Annotated in this window: 12 protein-coding genes and 1 tRNA gene; 4 read left to right on the top strand and 9 right to left on the bottom strand. The window is 65.0% G+C overall.

Annotation, left to right across the window (positions count from 1 at the left end; all coding sequences use genetic code 11):
* The coding region (locus C8K14_RS22745; RefSeq protein WP_158271994.1) for a hypothetical protein at nt 1-1,106 on the top strand (1,106 nt) is incomplete at its 5' end.
* A 139-nt stretch (nt 1,107-1,245) separates the two neighbouring features.
* On the opposite strand, the gene C8K14_RS21290 is transcribed toward C8K14_RS22745, so the two are convergent.
* Both C8K14_RS21290 and C8K14_RS21285 read right to left on the bottom strand, forming a co-directional pair.
* Nucleotides 1,246-2,490 (bottom strand): integrase arm-type DNA-binding domain-containing protein, encoded by a 1,245-nt coding sequence (locus C8K14_RS21290; protein ID WP_107719035.1) that lies wholly within the window; start codon nt 2,488-2,490, stop codon nt 1,246-1,248.
* A gap of 165 nt (nt 2,491-2,655) precedes the next feature.
* Nucleotides 2,656-2,729, bottom strand: a tRNA-Gly gene (locus tag C8K14_RS21285).
* 164 nt (nt 2,730-2,893) lie between these two features.
* On the opposite strand from C8K14_RS21285, the gene C8K14_RS21280 reads away from it, so the two are divergent.
* Entirely contained in the window at nt 2,894-5,014 is a 2,121-nt protein-coding gene (locus tag C8K14_RS21280; protein ID WP_107719037.1) for an acetate--CoA ligase family protein, read from the top strand.
* Between the two features lie 66 nt (nt 5,015-5,080).
* On the opposite strand, the gene C8K14_RS21275 is transcribed toward C8K14_RS21280, so the two are convergent.
* From C8K14_RS21275 to lgt, 6 genes are all read right to left on the bottom strand, one after another.
* Nucleotides 5,081-5,614 carry an adenine phosphoribosyltransferase gene (locus C8K14_RS21275; RefSeq protein WP_107719039.1) on the bottom strand — a complete coding sequence of 178 codons (534 nt, stop codon included), beginning with the start codon at nt 5,612-5,614 and terminating at the stop codon, nt 5,081-5,083.
* A 106-nt stretch (nt 5,615-5,720) separates the two neighbouring features.
* Entirely contained in the window at nt 5,721-6,539 is an 819-nt protein-coding gene (locus C8K14_RS21270) for a cytochrome c1 (protein ID WP_022678058.1), read from the bottom strand.
* Between the two features lie 33 nt (nt 6,540-6,572).
* Nucleotides 6,573-7,847 carry a cytochrome b N-terminal domain-containing protein gene (locus C8K14_RS21265; protein ID WP_107719041.1) on the bottom strand — a complete coding sequence of 425 codons (1,275 nt, stop codon included), beginning with the start codon at nt 7,845-7,847 and terminating at the stop codon, nt 6,573-6,575.
* An 11-nt stretch (nt 7,848-7,858) separates the two neighbouring features.
* Entirely contained in the window at nt 7,859-8,452 is a 594-nt protein-coding gene (gene petA, locus C8K14_RS21260; RefSeq protein WP_054132825.1) for a ubiquinol-cytochrome c reductase iron-sulfur subunit, read from the bottom strand.
* 238 nt (nt 8,453-8,690) lie between these two features.
* Nucleotides 8,691-9,743: a class I SAM-dependent methyltransferase gene (locus tag C8K14_RS21255; protein ID WP_107719043.1), complete on the bottom strand. Its 1,053-nt coding sequence runs from the start codon at nt 9,741-9,743 to the stop codon at nt 8,691-8,693.
* Between the two features lie 7 nt (nt 9,744-9,750).
* The gene (gene lgt / locus C8K14_RS21250) at nt 9,751-10,587 is read right to left on the bottom strand and encodes a prolipoprotein diacylglyceryl transferase (RefSeq protein WP_084391170.1); all 837 of its coding nucleotides are present in this window, start codon (nt 10,585-10,587) and stop codon (nt 9,751-9,753) included.
* Between the two features lie 300 nt (nt 10,588-10,887).
* On the opposite strand from lgt, the gene C8K14_RS21245 reads away from it, so the two are divergent.
* Together C8K14_RS21245 and C8K14_RS21240 are read left to right on the top strand one after the other, a co-directional pair.
* Nucleotides 10,888-13,683, top strand: coding sequence for a [protein-PII] uridylyltransferase (locus C8K14_RS21245; RefSeq protein ID WP_022678053.1), 2,796 nt, complete (start codon nt 10,888-10,890; stop codon nt 13,681-13,683).
* 14 nt (nt 13,684-13,697) lie between these two features.
* Nucleotides 13,698-14,279 carry a YqgE/AlgH family protein gene (locus C8K14_RS21240; RefSeq protein WP_054132828.1) on the top strand — a complete coding sequence of 194 codons (582 nt, stop codon included), beginning with the start codon at nt 13,698-13,700 and terminating at the stop codon, nt 14,277-14,279.
* Between the two features lie 19 nt (nt 14,280-14,298).
* Here the strand turns inward: C8K14_RS21240 and C8K14_RS21235 are convergent, their stop codons facing one another.
* Nucleotides 14,299-15,549 (bottom strand): surface lipoprotein assembly modifier, encoded by a 1,251-nt coding sequence (locus C8K14_RS21235; protein WP_233251184.1) that lies wholly within the window; start codon nt 15,547-15,549, stop codon nt 14,299-14,301.
* Nucleotides 15,550-16,124: the final 575 nt, after the last annotated feature.

Below are 16,124 nucleotides of genomic sequence, written 5' to 3'. Positions count from 1 at the left end.
AAAAGGGCACGCCTTACCACTGGCTGGGTTTTAATCCGCCACGCTCAGCACCTCGCCGGCGTTCCAGTGGCTGGTTTTGTCACCGCCGTGCACATGCATCCGACAGCGGCGTAGGGGAACGCGTCGAAGGGAAATCGGAAAAGGAGGAAACCGACATCAAGCGCGCCTTCGCGCTGGGAGGCTTCCTCGACGCGCGGGCGATGAACTCGGCGCGAGGCTCCGCGCTTCAGGAAATGGGGGCATTGGCGTGGGACAGCATCAACAAGTTCGAGGAATATCGTTCGGTTGTCGATCCCATCGTCGGGAGCGAGATGCCTGACTTCCTCCATGCCGGGCTGGGTGCAGTGCTGCTCGCTGCGCTGAAGCACGATCTCGACGTCGCGCGTGACTGGACCGTCCGAACCGCCAAGGCCAGCCCCACCGCGCTGTTCAATCGCAACGGTCGCCGCGCGCTGCTGTGGCTCGATGCACGCGCGCCGGACGTCGCTGAGCCGATCATCAGGTCGTACGCCGAATCGCCTGATCTGCTGGCGCAGGCGATTGCCGCGCTGCTCGTTGCGCAACGGTCGTTGGAAGACGAGCGCTGGAAGGACACGATCGACACCCTCATCGAGAAAGGTCCGACGCAGCGTGCCGCCATTGCCGAAGTCGCCAGCGCCTATGTAGCGAACGCCGAACATGTCGGGCGGACCAGTGTCTGGCTGACCCGCTTTTTCGATGACGATGATGACGGGGTCCGAAGGACCGCGGCCGATTGCTTTCGGCGGATCGACCCTTCGACCATGGCGATGCACGCCCCCTTGTATGAAGCCTATGTGGGTTCGAAATATTTCGATGGCGAGCGCAGCTACTTCATTCATCGGCTCGAAAAAGCGCCAGCGGTAATGGACGACGTCGTGCTTGGATTGATCGAGCGGACAGTGGAGGTCGTGAAGACGGGCGGGCCGGGAGGCGGACGCGGTCTCTACCAGATATGGGATCCCCTGCTGCGCATCTATGCAACGTGCGGCGCCAATGGCGCGCGGCTTAAGCGGTGTCTCGATGTCATCGACGTGCTGGTCCAACTGGACGCGGTCGGGTCGAGCAAACTCAATGCCCTCACCTGAATAGTGGCAAAGGCAGACCCGACCCAACCCGACTCTTCGCGCAGCCTGACCGGCGGCTTTCGGCGTGAGCCGACATTCCGGAGGCTTCGCCGGAACAGCTTGAGTTGGTCGAATTCCACCGTGCTCCGACCGATCGCCATCAGCCGAGCGCTGTTTGCCCGAAGTTCGGCCGCAGCACCTTGGCGCCGTCGCGCAGACCATCGAGATAATCCGACCAATGCTGCATCATGCGCACGCGCTCATCCCAGTATTGTCCGCGCGTGTAGGCACGGCGGACGGCATTGGCCTCGACATGGGCGAGCTGGCGTTCGATGGCGTCGGCATTCCAGATGCCCATTTCGTTGAGCAAGGTTGCGGCCATCGCCCGGAAGCCGTGGGCGGTCATTTCGTCCTTGCCGTAACCCATGCGGCGTAGCGCGGCATTGATGGTGTTGTCGGACATCGGGCGCGTGGCCGAGCGCAGCGAGGGGAACAGGTAGATGCTGTACGTCGGATCGTGCGCGATATCGCCTATTATGGCCAAGGCCTGCCTCGATAGCGGTATGGCGTGGGGTCGGCGCATCTTTGCCTTGTGTTCCGGGATGATCCAGACCTTGCGCTCGAAGTCGAACTCCTTCCACTCGGCATGGCGCAGTTCACCGGGGCGCACGAAGACGTGGGGCAGGAGACGCATGGCGACTCGGGTCTGATGGTCGCCTTCATAGTCCTCAATCGACCGAAGGAGGGCACCGGCTTCCCTTGGTGTGGTGATCGCAGCGCGGTGCACGACCTTGGGCGTGACCAGGGCGCCTCGCAGATCCGCGCAGACGTCGCGCTCGGCGCGCGCCGTGGCGATGGCATAGCGGAACACCTGGCTGCAGGTCGCGCGCACGCTGGTGGCGGTGTAGAATTTCCTGGTGCGCTCGATTTTCTTCAGCGCGAGCAGCACCTCGTGCGCGGTAAGCTTGGCAATGGGACGATTGCCGATGGACGGCATGACGAGCCCCAACTGCCACTGATATTTCTTGATCGACGCTGGGGCCTTGTCCTCCAGCTGGACCTTTTCCAGCCACTCGTCCGAGACCGTCTTGAACGTGTTGGCGAACGAGATGGACTCCTGGATCTTGTTGAGTTTGGCCTGATCGATCGGGTCGATGCCATCTGCCAGCAGGCGCCGCGCGTTGAGGAGCCGCTGCCGGGCATCGGCAAGCAGCAATTCCGGATAGCGCCCGAAGGTCACCGTCCGCTGCAGGTTGTGGAAGCGGTAGTTCATCCGCCAGTACCGTGCGCCGGTCGGCTTCACCAGAAGGTACAGACCGTCGTGGTCAGACAGCTTGTATGCCTTGTCCTTCGGCTTAGCGCGCGCGACCGATGATGCCGTCAGCCCTGATTTCCGTTCGCCCATTTGATGGACCTCCCTTCAGCTCGGTTGGCTGCAGGTCCATCAATGTGCCCATTTTGTTCTGATATTGGGTGAAACATCGCCGGAACTGCCGGGACATTATACCAACAAAAAGCTGTAAAAAACAGCCGCTTACGGGCCGTCTTGGGACCTTCTGGGAGGAGGCTCTGGAGCGGGTAGCGGGAATCGAACCCGCATAACTAGCTTGGAAGGCTAGGGCTTTACCACTAAGCTATACCCGCCCGCATCCAGGCTTTGCGCTTGCCATGGGCAGTCGGGTTTCGTCAACCCCGGGCTTACCAATCATTCCGGCGTTTGCGGTGGATGGCCTTTGGGCCAGTCGCGCACTCGCCGCTTGCCGCGTTTCGCTGATTGTTATAAGTCATAGCGAAATTCGGAGGATGTCATGGCTGTTGAACCCGTTCTCTCGCATCAGGCGATCGCCCGTTTCCTGCGCCCGCAATCGGTGGCCGTGGTCGGCGCGTCCGACAAGCCCGGCGCGCTGGGGGCTACTTTGCTCAGCAACCTGGATCGCAATGGCTATGCCGGGGCGATCTATCCGGTAAATCCCAAGCGCAGCGAAATCGGCGGGCGGCCTTGCTATGCCAGCGTCGATGCCCTCCCCGAAGGGGTGGACGTGGCAGTGCTGGCCATTCCGCGCGTTGGCGTGCTCGATGCCGTGCGCAGCCTGGTGGCGCGCAAGGCGGGCGGCGTAGTGATCTTTTCGGCCGGCTTTGCCGAAGGCGGGGAAGAGGGCTTGGCCGAGCAGCGCGAGATTGCCCGGCTGGCGGCTGAGGCGGGCATGGTGGTGGAAGGCCCCAATTGCCTGGGCTTGGTCAACTATGTCGACCGCATTCCGCTCACGTTCGTGGAAACCGATGCCGTGCCGCCGGCGGGCCGGCGCGCGGTGGGCATCGTTTCGCAATCCGGCGCGATGGCGGCGGTGCTGGGCACCATGCTGCTGGCGCGGGAATGCGGGGTTTCCTATTCGGTGTCGACCGGCAACGAGGCGGCGAGCGGCGTGGAGGACTACGTCGATTGGCTGGTCGACGATCCCGACACCCACGCCATTGCCATGATCGTCGAGCAGTTCCGCAAGCCGCAGCGCTTTCTGGCCGCGGCGCGCCGGGCGCGGGCCGCGGGCAAGCCGGTGGTGCTGCTGCATCCCGGTAAATCCAGCGCCGCGCGCGAATCGGCGGCAACGCACACCGGGGCGATGGCCGGCGATTACAAGCTGATGCGCGCAATGGTCGCGCGCGCCGGGGTGATCTTTGCCGAAACCCTGGAAGAACTGGGCGATATTGCCGAGATTGCCGCGCTGTGCCCGATCGCGCCTTCGGGCAAGGCGGCCGTGCTGGGCGAATCCGGCGCGTTCAAGGCGCTGACGCTCGACCTGGCAGAAGAACTTGGCCTGGAACTGGCCGCGCTGCATGATGAGGATTCGCCCGAACTGCGCGCCGCGTTGCCGCCGTTCGTGCCGGTGTCGAACCCGCTCGACATCACCGCGCAGGGCCTTTCAGAGCCGGCGATCTATACCCGCACGCTCGACGCCCTGCTGGCCGACGACCGCGTCGGTACGGTTCTGGCCGGGATCATCCAGGCCGAGGCGATTACCTGTGCGATCAAGTTCCCCGCCATTCTTGCGGCGGTCGAAGGCAAGACCCTGAGCAAGCCGCTGATCTTTGCCGGGCTGGACGAAGGGGCGCAGGTTCCGGCAGAGCGCATTGCCGCGCTGCGGGCGGCCGGGGTGCCGTGGTTCCCCACCACCGAGCGCGCCTTGCGCGCCATCACCCGCCTGACGCACTGGTCTGCCCGCGATCTGACGGCCACTGATGCGCCGGCGCTGCCGGTAGCGGGCCTTGCCGATGTTTCGGGTGTCATTCCCGAATACAAGGCCAAGCAGCTGCTGGGCCCTGCCGGCGTGGCCTTTCCCAAGGGACAGTTTGCCGCGACGCCCGATGATGCCGTGGCCGCAGCGGACGCGGTGGGCTATCCCGTGGCGATGAAGGCGCAGGCGGCGGCGCTGGGCCACAAGAGCGACGCGGGCGGGGTAATCCTCAATCTCGCCGATGGCGCGGCGGTGCGTGCGGCCTGGACCCGCATGTTTGCCAATGTCGCGGCTTATGATGCGGCGATCACGCTCGATGGCGTGCTGATCGAGGCGATGGGCAAGCGCGGCGTGGAAATGATCGTGGGCGCCAAGAACGATCCCGAATGGGGGCCGGTGGTGCTGGCCGGGTTTGGCGGGGTTACCGCCGAAATTCTTCAGGACGTGCGCCTGCTGACGGCAGACCTCACGCAGGAGGCGGTCGAGGCCGAACTCATGCAGCTCAAGAGCGCGGCGCTGCTGGCGGGCTATCGTGGCTCTCCGGCGCTTGATGTGCCGGCCCTGGCCGCGCTGATCGTCAAGGTGGGCCAGGTGTTGCGGGCCGAGCCGTCGATCCGCGAAATCGATCTCAACCCGGTGATCCTGCACCCGCAGGGCGAAGGCGTGGTTGCGCTCGACGCGCTGATGCTGGTGGATTGACGGAGCGGCTGACCCGCCCTCCCTGCGCGGCGTCGCAAAGGGCGGGCGGGTTGTGGCGTGCTGCCGTCAGTGCCCGGGGAAGTCCATCAGGGCGTCTACCACCAGGCCCGCGTCGCGCAGGCGCTGCGCCCCGGCCAAGTCGGGCAGGTCGATCACGAAGAACGCATGGGTCACCACCGCGCCCGCCTCGCGTAGCAGCTGTGCGGCGGCCAGCGCCGTGCCGCCAGTGGCGATGAGATCATCGACGATCGCCACGCGCTGTCCTGGCGCGATGGCGGTGGGATCGATTTCCAGCCGGTCGGTGCCATATTCCAGGTCATAGTCGACGCCCAGCGTCGGCACCGGCAATTTGCCCGGCTTGCGCACCGGCAGAAAGCCCAGCTGCGCGCGCGCAGCCGCAGCGGCGCCAAAGATGAAGCCGCGCGCCTCCATCCCGGCGATCAGGGTTGCGCCGCTGGCCTGTGCCCGGGTGGCAAGGTGGTCGATCGCGGCGGCAAAGCCGGTGGGATGGCTGATCAGCGTGGTGACATCGCGAAACAGCACGCCCGGCACGGGAAAATCGGGCACGGTGCGGATCAGGGACTTGAGGTCGCAGGTCATGAAGCAATGTCCAAGGCAATCGGGAAAAGTGGCCGCCAGTGCCGACAACCCATGAAAAAGGCCACCGTTTCCGGTGGCCTTTTCGTTTTGGCGCTGTCGCCCGGCTTTAGTGGACCCTGGCCCAGATATTGCGCTTGGCCAGATAGGCCAGCACGGTGGCGGCCAGCAGGAAGCCGAGCACGGCCCAGCCGGTCTGCTTGCGCTTTTCCATCTTGGGTTCGGCCGTCCAGGTCAGGAACGCGGCAACGTCGGCAGCCATCTGCTGCTTGGTGGCCTTGGTCCCGTCGCCATAGGTAACCTGGTCGTCGGCCAGCGGCGCCGGCATGGCGATGTTCAGGTTGGCGAAGTAGGGGTTGTAGTAGAGGCCATCGGGCGTCTTGCTGTCGGGGAACCGCTTGAGCAGTTCGGCCGGCTGATCCTGGTAACCGGTCAGCAGCGAATAGACGTATTCCGGGCCTTCGTGGCGGGCCTTGGTGACCAGCGACAGGTCTGGCGGGTTGCCGGTGCCGGCGTAATAGACCTTGGGGAAGTGATCGGCCGGCACGTTGTCGCGCTGGGTTTCATCACCGGTCTTGGGATCGACGACCTTGGCCTTGTTCGACCAATCCTTGGCGATCGCCTTCACTTCCGCTTCGGAATAGCCGAGCGCGGCCAGGTCGCGGAACGCCACGAAGTGGAGCGAGTGGCAGTTGGAGCAGACTTCCTTGTAGACCTGGAAGCCGCGCTGCAGCTGGGCCCGGTCAAACTTGCCGAAGGCGCCGTTGAACGAGAAGCCGGGCTCGGGCTCGTGCGGGGCGAGGTGATAGACCTGCACCGCCGTGGCGGGTTCGGGCTCGCGGATCGCCTGGATCGCGCCCACTCCGAACGACCAGAGCAGCGCCACGGCGAAGAAGAGGCCGACAAGAGGACCAAAAAGACGGACCATGGGGTTCTCTCTCTTTGTGCGGTTCGCGCTGGCTCAGGCGGCCGGGGCGGTCTGGTCATCCTTGCCCAGCACCGCTTGCGTGATGGAGAAGGGCAGCGGGGCCGGCTTCTCGATCGAGGCGACGATCGGCAGGATCACCAGGAAGTGGAGGAAATAGTACGTGGCGGCGATCTGCGAGATCAGCACATACTTGGTTTCGGCCGGCGAGCCGCCGCAGAAGCCCAGCACCAGCACGTCGATCACGAGCAAGTAGAAGAACTTGCGGAACAGCGGGCGATAGTGGCCCGAACGCACCGGCGAGGTGTCCAGCCAGGGCAGGAAGAACCACACCAGGATTGCCGAGAACATCGCCAGCACGCCCATCAGCTTGGCCGGGATGAACAGGAAATCGGCGGTGAAGGCGCGCAGGATCGCGTAGAACGGCCAGAAGTACCATTCGGGCACGATGTGCGCCGGCGTCGACAGCGGGTTGGCCTGGATATAGTTGTCCGGGTGGCCCAGCGCGTTCGGCAGGAAGAACAGCATGGTGCAGTAGAGGATCGCGAAGACCCCCAGCCCGAAGCCGTCCTTGGCGGTGTAATAGGGGTGGAACGGCACGGTGTCAGCTTCGGTCTTCACTTCCACGCCGGTGGGGTTGGACGAACCGGGAATGTGCAGCGCCCAAATGTGCAGGATCACCACGCCCAGGATCACGAAGGGCAGCAGGAAGTGCAGGCTGAAGAAGCGGTTGAGCGCGGCGTTATCCGGCGCGAAGCCACCCAGCAGCCACTGCTGCAGCGGCGTGCCGACCACCGGGATGGCCGAGAACAGGCCGGTGATGACCTTGGCGCCCCAGAAGCTCATCTGGCCCCAGGGAAGCACATAGCCCATGAAGGCCGTGGCCATCATCAGCAGGAAGATCGTGACGCCCAGCAGCCAGATCATTTCGCGCGGGGGCTTGTACGAGGAGTAGAAGAACCCGCGGAAGATATGGATATAGACCACCACGAAGAACGCCGAGGCGCCGTTGGCGTGCGCATAGCGCAGCATCCAGCCCCAGTTCACGTCGCGCATGATGTGCTCGACACTGTCGAATGCCACGCCGGAATTGGCGGCATAGTGCATCGCCAGGACCACGCCGGTCACGATCTGGAGCATGAGGCACACCCCGGCGAGCACGCCGAAGTTCCACATGTAGTTCAGATTGCGCGGCACCGGATAGCCGGCGCCGACAGCATTATAGACGAAGCGCGGCAGTGGCAGCTTTTCGTCCAGCCACTGCATCAGCGGGTGGCTTGGCTTGTAATGTTTCGCCCAGGGAAAGCTCATCGTGTCTATCCTCAGCCGATCTTCACGACAGTGTCGGACGTGAATTCATAAACCGGCACTTCCAGGTTCTTGGGTGCCGGGCCCTTGCGGATGCGCGCGGCGGTATCATAGACCGAGCCGTGGCACGGGCAGAAATAGCCGCCGAATTCGCCCTTCACCTCGCCTTCGCCCGCGCCCAGCGGCACGCAGCCCAGGTGGGTGCAGACGCCCATGGTGATCAGCCAGTTGGTCTTGCCCGGCTTGGTCCGCTCTTCCAGGGTCTGCGGATCACGCAGGCTGGAAAGCGGCACCTTGTCGGCCTCGCTGATTTCCACCGGGGTCAGGTTGCGCACGAAGACCGGTTGCTTGCGGAACACGGCCTTGATGGCCTGGCCGGGCGCGATCTGCGAGATATCGATCTCGGTCGAACTTTCCGCCAGCACGTCAGCCGAAGGTGCCATCTGCGACACCAGCGGCACGAGCACCGCCAGTCCGCCAACACCTGCAAAACTCACCGCTGCGATATTGATGAAATCGCGCCGCCGCACGCCTTCATCGGCGCCCGCACCGTCATGGACGGCGGGCGAATCTGTGCCGCTTGCGTTCACAATTGCCTCATCAGCCATTGATAATCCCTGCCTGCTGCCACCCCGCCTGGAAACGGCCGGGCACGGTATTTCCCCCTCCTTGCGCGCGGCGGCGAACATCGCCGGGTATCATGCGCGCCGGGCCGCCGTGGTATGCACGTGCCAGACCCAAACAGTTATAACGCGTGATAGCCACAGAACTGCGGCTTTGCCAACAAGCATTTTAGTGTAGCAACGGGCCGTATTTTGCGCTGCCGCAATGCAATCGATAAACTGGCTAGAATGCTGCGCTAGTTGGCCAGTGCGGTGCAGTAAATGCCATTGCCTTGAACAGGTTGCCCATTTCGGCAGGATCAACCAGGCGGGCCAGTGCACGCGCCAGGGCGGGGCCATGGTCGGGCGCATGGCGGGCCAGCGTGGCCGCGCGTGCCTCGATCCCCAGGGATTTGAGGAATTCACCCTGCGTGACAATACCATCGCAGCGCGCGCCAGCCGCGGCGATCACCGGCACCAAGGCGGCAAAATCGACCAGCGCGGTAAGGTCTGCTTCGCCGGGATGCGCAAAGGGATCGACCTTGTGATGGGCGCGCACGGCCTGAAGCGTGCTGCCATCGCGGGGCTCGGCATGGCCATAGTCGATCCACAGCGCCACGCCGCCCTGTGCGGCCAGCCGCGCGGCGATATCGGCCGTGACGGCCGCCGCCGCAGGGCAGGTTTCGATGATCGTGCCTTCGGGCGCATTGGCGCGATCGGCGGGAACGGCCGCGTCCATCGGGCGGGTGCCGGCCACCGGCAGCAGGCGTTCGCCCGCCGCGTCCCACCCGATCATCCGCTCGCGCCAGCCTTCGGCCATGCGCACGATCTGGCGCACGGGCAGGGCATCGAGGAATTCGTTGCCCACCACCATGAGCGGGCGATCGGCCGGCAGGGTGGAGAAATCATCGTGCCAGGCGGCGTCGGGGAAACGCTGTCGCTGTATGCCGCGCAGCGCGGGGCTGGTTTCCACGAAGTGCACATCGGGCACCAGGCCGTGGCGCGCGGCGGCGCGCAGCGCATCGAGTGCCAGGGTGCCGCGGCCGGGCCCGGCCTCGACATAGGCGACCGGCTGTGGCTTCCCGGCACGAATCCAGATGTCGGCCAGCCATAGCCCGATCATTTCGCCAAACATCTGGCTCACTTCCGGGGCGGTGATGAAATCGCCGGCCGTGCCCAGCGGATCGCGCGTGCTGTAATAGCGCGCGTTGGATTCTGCCATAAAGTGCGCCACGCTGATCGGGCCGGTCGCCCGGATCAGCCTGGCAAAGACATCGCGCAGGCTTTCAGTGGCCATGGTCTGGTCAATCGGCCGGGGGCGGGGCCACGGTTCCCAGCGGCGGGCGCACCATCGCCCGGATCAGCAGGGTGAGGCCGATCGCCAGCATCGGAAGGGTCAGCCACTGGCCCATCGACAGCCCGGTGCGCAGGGCAAAGTCTTCGAGCTGGGCATCGGGTTCGCGATAGAATTCGACGATGAAGCGCGACAGCGCATAGCCGGTGGCAAACGTGCCCATCAGCAGGCCCGGACGCCAGCGCGCGCGGGTTTTCCAGAACAGCGTGATCAGCACGGTGGCCAGGATCACCCCTTCGAGCAGCGCTTCATAGAGCTGGCTGGGATGGCGCGGATTGGGACCGGCGCCGGGAAAGACCATGGCCCAGGGCACATCGGCGGTGGTGACGCGGCCCCATAGCTCGCCATTCACGAAATTGGCGCAGCGCCCGAAGAACAGCCCGATCGGCGCGCAAGGGGCAATGTAGTCGCACACCCGGATGAAGCTCAGCTGGTTGCGCCAGCAGACAAAGGCGATCGCCAGCACGGTGCCGATCAGGCCGCCATGAAAGCTCATGCCGCCCTGCCACAGCTTGACCAGTTCGCTGGGGTGCGTCCACAGTTCCGGGGCATAGAACGTGGCATAGCCAAGTCGGCCGCCCAGGATGATGCCCAGCGTGGCATAGAAGAACAGGTCATCGGCGTGGCGCTGGGCCATCGGCGCCCCCGGCTGGCGGATCATGCGCGAGAGATGCCAATAGCCGAGCAGGATGCCGGCGAGGTAGGCCAGCGAATACCAGCGCAGCGCAAAGAAGCCGAAATCCCAGGCGATGGGCGAGAGATGCAGTTGCTCCCAATGCAGCGGCATGTGCGACGAGGCAGCCGCAGCGGCAGAAAGGGCCGGAAAAAGGGACAAGCGCGACGCTCCGTATTCGGTGAACTGATGGCCGTGGGCCAGGCCTTGCCAGCCTGCCCAGGTTCGCGCGCCTTCTGGCACAGGGGCCAAGCTGCTGGCAAATCCCAAAAGCGCGGCGGGCGCCGGTGCGGCCCAGGCGCGGTCGTTTGCGCGCTATCCTGCCCGAAAGGGGGGAGGCCAATCGGCGATTATCGTGAAAACTTGGATGCCTGCGCTGTTTCCCCTTAACGCCACCTCGTTTAATGAGGGGGCATGACCTTGCCCCGCATCGCCCACCAGCGCGCCATTATCGACCGTCGCACCCTTGCCGAGGCGGTGACCCAGGCCGTGGCACAAGCCGATGGCGATCCCTCGCGCGCCCGGCCCGTGGTGGTCGAGCATCTGCGCGCGGCGCTGGCCCATGGCCGCGAGGAACTGGCCCGGCGCCTGCGCGGCAGGCCCTCGGCAGGTTATGAATGCGCCCAAGGCCAGGCCTTCCTGGTCGACCAGCTGGTGCGGGTGATTCACGACTATGTGATCGGCCAGGTCTATCGCGCTAGCAACCGCACGACGGGCGAGCGCATCGCCGTGCTGGCCGTGGGTGGCTATGGCCGGGGCGAGATGGCGCCGCATTCCGATGTCGACATCGCCTTCGTCACGCCGAACAAGCCCACCGCGTGGTGCGAGCAGGTGATCGAGGCGATGCTCTATTTCCTGTGGGACCTTGGCCTCAAGGTCGGCCATTCCAGCCGCTCGCTCGATGATACGGTGCGCATGGCCAAGAGCGACCTGACGATCCGCACCGCGCTGCTCGAAGGGCGTTACGTCTGGGGCGATCGCGACGTCTATGAAGAAGCGGCGCGCCGCTTCTGGGCCGAGGTCGCCGCCGGCACCGAGCGCCAATTCGTCGCCGAGAAGCTGGCCGAACGCAACGAGCGGCACAAGCGGCTGGGCGACAGCCGCTATGTGGTCGAACCCAATGTGAAAGAGGGCAAGGGCGGGCTGCGCGACCTGCACACGCTCTACTGGATCGGCAAATATGTCCACAAGGTGCGCGATCCATCGGAACTGGTCGATGTCGGCCTGCTCACGGCGGCGGAATATCGCGCGTTCCACCGCGCCGAGAATTTCTTCTGGGCGGTGCGCTGCCACCTGCACATGATCACCCGCCGCGCCGAAGACCGCCTGACATTCGACCTGCAACGCGAAGTGGCCGCGCGCATGGCCTTTGCCGATCGTCCGGGCAAAAGCTCGGTCGAACGCTTCATGCAGTTCTTCTTTCTCCAGGCCAAGCAGGTCGGCTCGCTCACCGGCGTGTTCATGGCCCAGCTCGATGAACAGTTTGCCCGCACCAAGCCCGGCTTCTTCGCCGCGCTGCGCCAGCGCCGCAAGCGCAAGGTTTCGGGCTTTCCCATCGTCGCGGAAAAGGTGTCGGTCCCGGCCGACGATTTCTTTGCCGTCGATCCCGTGCGCCTGCTCGAGATCTTCGTGGTGGCCGACAAGCACGGGCTGGAAATCCATCCCGATGCGATGCGCCTGGCGCGGCGCGATGCTGGCCTGATCGATGGCGCGGTGCGCAAGGACCCGCGCGCCAATGCCCTGTTCCTGGAATTGCTGACCAGCCCGCATGACCCCGAAACCGTGCTGCGCTGGTTGAACGAGGCGGGCGTGTTCGGCCGTTTCATTCCCGATTTCGGGCGCGTGGTGGCGCAGATGCAGTTCGACATGTACCACCACTATACGGTGGACGAGCATACCATCCGCGCCATCGGCCTGCTGGCCCGCATCGAAAAGGGGGAGGAGCGCGAACTGCATCCCCTGGCCAGCAACGTGGTGCAGAAAGTGGCGTCGCGCCGCGTGCTCTATGTTGCCACGCTGCTGCACGATATCGCCAAGGGCCGGCGCGGCGATCATTCCGTGCTCGGGGCCGAAGTGGCGCGGAAGCTGTGCCCGCGGCTGGGCCTGTCGGCGGCAGAGACCGAGCTCGTCTCGTGGCTGGTGCGTTGGCACCTGTTGATGAGTGCCACCGCGTTCAAGCGCGATCTCGCTGACTACAAGACGATCGCCGATTTCGCCGCGCAGGTGCAAAGCGCCGAACGGCTGCGCCTGCTGCTGATCCTGACCATCGTCGATATCCGCGCGGTCGGGCCAGGGATCTGGAATTCGTGGAAGCGCCAGCTGTTGGGTGACCTGTTCATCCAGACCGAGGAAATGCTGCGTCTCGGCCACAAACAGCACGGCCGGCCCGAACGCATCGCCGCCAAGAAGAAGGCCGTGGGCGAACTGCTCAAGGAACGCGACGCGCTGATCGGCACGGTCGGCCGGCAGCTGAGCGATGCCTACTGGATTGCCGAACCCGAAGACATCATCGCGCTCAATCTCCAGCAGATGGATAGCGCCCTGGGCGAGCCGCTGTCGGTAGAGGCGCATTACTATCCCGCGCGCGGCGCCACGCTGGTTACCGTGCTGGCCGCGGACCACGCCGGGTTGTTCTATCGCCTGGCCGGCGCGATCCACCTGGCGGGGGGCAACATCATCGATGCGCGCATCCACACCACCCGCAACGGCCTGGCCGTGGACAATTTCCTGGTGCAGGACCCGCTTGGCCGCCCGCTCAACGAAGCGCGCCACATCGAACGGCTCAAGAACAGCATCGCCGATGCCCTGTCCAACCGGGTCAAGCTCATGCCCCAACTCGCCGCGCGGCCGCTTGCCCGCCCCCGGGCCGAGGCGTTCGACGTGCAGCCGATCGTGATCTTCGACAACAAGGCGTCCAACCGCTTCACCGTGGTGGAAGTGGGCGCGCGCGATCGGCCCGCGCTGCTCGGCCGCCTGGCGCATGCCCTGTTCGATTCGCGGCTGGTGGTCCATTCCGCTCACATCGCCACATATGGCGAACGCGCGGTCGATACGTTCTATGTCACCGATATCCTGGGTGAGAAGGTGACCAGCGAGAACCGCCTGCGCAACCTGGAAAAGCGCCTGATCGACGTGGCCGAAGACCGTGGGCCGGGGGGCGCCAGCGAACGCGCTGCCACCGCCGCCGCTGCCGCATCGGCCGCCGCCTGAAAAAGTCTGCCATCATGACCGAACCTGCCGCTGCCGATCTTGCCCCGCACTATCTTGCCGGGCGCCTGCTGCTTGCCATGCCCGGCATGATGGACCCGCGCTTCGATCACGCGGTGCTCGCGCTGTGTCTGCACGATGCCAACGGCGCCCTCGGCATCGGCCTGGGCGAGGAACGCGCCGGCATCCGCTTTCACGGCCTGCTGGAAGATGTAGGCATAGATCCGGGCCATGCGCCCGATGTACCGGTGCTGCATGGTGGCCCGATGGAAACCGGGCGCGGCTTCGTGCTGCACACGCCCGATTGGGGCGGCGAGGGCTCGGTCACGGTCAATCCGCTGTGCACGCTCTCCGCCTCGATGGACGTGCTGCGCGCGATTGCCGAAGGGCGCGGCCCCTCGCGCTGGCTGGTGGCGCTGGGCTATGCCGGCTGGGGACCCGGGCAGTTGGAAGAAGAAATGCACCACCACGGCTGGCATGCCGCCGAAGGTTCACCCGCGATCCTGTTCGATACCCCGCGGAAACAGCGCTGGTCGGCCACCTGGCGCGCCGCCGGCATCGATCCCGCCCATCTTGCCGCCGATACCGGCCACGCCTGAACCCGCGGGGAGCGCACGCTCAAAATGCGGCGGTAATGCCCACTTCGGCCGCGACCCGGCGATAGTCATAGATGCCCACGGTCGATCGGTTGCGCTCCCACCGCAGGCGCGTGATCGGGGCCAGGCCCTGCCATTGCAGCGCACGCCAGGTGGTGCTGGCCACCACGGAAAAGCGGTCATCCATCCGGCGGCGCGGATAGAGGAACAGCCGGGCATCGGCCTCGAGGTGGCTGTAGCTGGCGCTGATCACGGCGGTGGTCCGGCCGATTTCGCGAAACGCATAGACCGCGCCACCGCCGGTCACGTCCGACCAGCCCGCGTCGCGGGCCTTCGTGCGGTTGACGAAGGCCTGCACCCCGCCTCCCAGGCGGGCCGATACCGCACGATCGAGCCCGGCCGACAGGGCAAAGACATCGCCGGTCTGCAAGGCATTGCGCCGGTTGGCGGTATGGGTCACGCCCAGGCCGAGGCGGCCCTGCATCGTCTTGCCCATGGGATGGAGGAAATCGGCACTCACCCCCACCGACGTGCTGTAGGGCTTGAGGCCATACCATCGCCAGGTCGGCCCGGCGGCGAGCGTCAACCGGTCGGCACCCAGCGTATATTCCGGGCCGGCCTGGATGCCGATCAGGATATCGTCAAAGCGCTCATCGCGGTAAAGATCGCCCGATCCATTGGCCCGCACCAGCAGGGTGGCATTCTTTTCCAGCGGGGTGCGAAAATAGGTCTGCCCGCGCAGCGCCAAGCCCAGGCCCGATCTGGCCTTGGCATCCTGGTCCAGCGTGAAATCGCCGATCACCGTACCCAGCGTGTTGGACCGGGTGGCGCGGTTGATGTTGCTGTCGGGCGCCAGCGCCACGTCCAGGCTGCCACCAAAGGGTTTGCGCGCCTTGAGTGCGGCGGCATAGAACCGCACCATGCGTTCCACGTCGGGTGGCAGGCCGCCGGCCTGGGCCGCGCGCATTTCCCGGCGCGCGGCGCCAAGGTCGCCCATCATTGCCTGAACCCGCGCCAGTTCCAGGCGCACGCGCTGGGCGTTGGGTCGCTCATCCAGGATGCGGCGCAGGATCAGGGCTGCGTCCTTCAACTTGTGCTCGCGATCCGCCAGCATCAGCGCCAGGCGAAACCGCGCTTCGTTGCGCAGGTCGATATCGGGATTGTCCGCCAGGGCGCGATAGGCGGTTTCGGCCGTGGCAAAATCGCCGCTGTCGCGGGCGCGGTCGGCGAGTTCGAACAACTGCGGTGCCGTTAGCGATATGCTGTCGGCCATCGCTGCCGCCGGGCAAGAGAGCGCCATGAGCAGGGCGGCGACAAGATAAGGCTTGGAAATGGCTAAGCTCCCGAGTTTGCAACGAACTATTGCATAGGCCCGATGCCGTCCAGCGGGCGCTTGCGCAGCTTCAATCCGATTTGGCGTGGCGAATCCGACTCACACGGGGCGAGTCTGCGGATTTATCGCACTTCCGGCATGCGTCCATCACCGGCAATCGCTGCGGAATGACAGAAAAATGTCGATCTAATCCATTGTTAAATATGAAATTATTTCGGCTATGGCGCCCCTGTGGAAAAATGGCCGTTGACGCCTGTGCCACCCGTCCATATATGCCGCTTCACCGACGCGGTTCAGCCGGTTTTTCCGGTTCTTCGGGTGTTTCCTGAAGGGTTGCGTTGGTCGCCAGATAGCTACGGACGGCTTGGATTTCCGGTGAGAACCGGGGATTGATTGTTGTCCGGGTTTTGTTGTCTGGGTTGGTCTTTGACATTGTTGATTAGATGAAGGGACATGTGGGCGACGGCGCCTGGTGTCGGGGGTCTTTGGGCTCCGACGTCCAGTTTAAAGCAAGC

It is taken from the genome of Novosphingobium sp. GV079, assembly GCF_003058045.1.
Lineage (GTDB): Bacteria > Pseudomonadota > Alphaproteobacteria > Sphingomonadales > Sphingomonadaceae > Novosphingobium > Novosphingobium capsulatum.
The sequence above is the reverse complement of the archived record's forward strand: the minus strand, read 5'-3'. Positions and strand labels throughout refer to the sequence as shown.

Coding starts and splice junctions, on each gene's coding strand:
- petA (WP_054132825.1), bottom strand. CDS start 8,452: ATGGCTGATGAGGCAATTGTGAACGCAAGCGGCACAGATTCGCCCGCC.
- C8K14_RS21270 (WP_022678058.1), bottom strand. CDS start 6,539: ATGGTCCGTCTTTTTGGTCCTCTTGTCGGCCTCTTCTTCGCCGTGGCG.
- C8K14_RS21290 (WP_107719035.1), bottom strand. CDS start 2,490: ATGGGCGAACGGAAATCAGGGCTGACGGCATCATCGGTCGCGCGCGCT.
- C8K14_RS21265 (WP_107719041.1), bottom strand. CDS start 7,847: ATGAGCTTTCCCTGGGCGAAACATTACAAGCCAAGCCACCCGCTGATG.
- C8K14_RS21245 (WP_022678053.1), top strand. CDS start 10,888: ATGACCTTGCCCCGCATCGCCCACCAGCGCGCCATTATCGACCGTCGC.
- lgt (WP_084391170.1), bottom strand. CDS start 10,587: ATGCCGCTGCATTGGGAGCAACTGCATCTCTCGCCCATCGCCTGGGAT.
- C8K14_RS21235 (WP_233251184.1), bottom strand. CDS start 15,549: ATGGCCGACAGCATATCGCTAACGGCACCGCAGTTGTTCGAACTCGCC.
- C8K14_RS21255 (WP_107719043.1), bottom strand. CDS start 9,743: ATGGCCACTGAAAGCCTGCGCGATGTCTTTGCCAGGCTGATCCGGGCG.
- C8K14_RS21275 (WP_107719039.1), bottom strand. CDS start 5,614: ATGACCTGCGACCTCAAGTCCCTGATCCGCACCGTGCCCGATTTTCCC.
- C8K14_RS21240 (WP_054132828.1), top strand. CDS start 13,698: ATGACCGAACCTGCCGCTGCCGATCTTGCCCCGCACTATCTTGCCGGG.
- C8K14_RS21280 (WP_107719037.1), top strand. CDS start 2,894: ATGGCTGTTGAACCCGTTCTCTCGCATCAGGCGATCGCCCGTTTCCTG.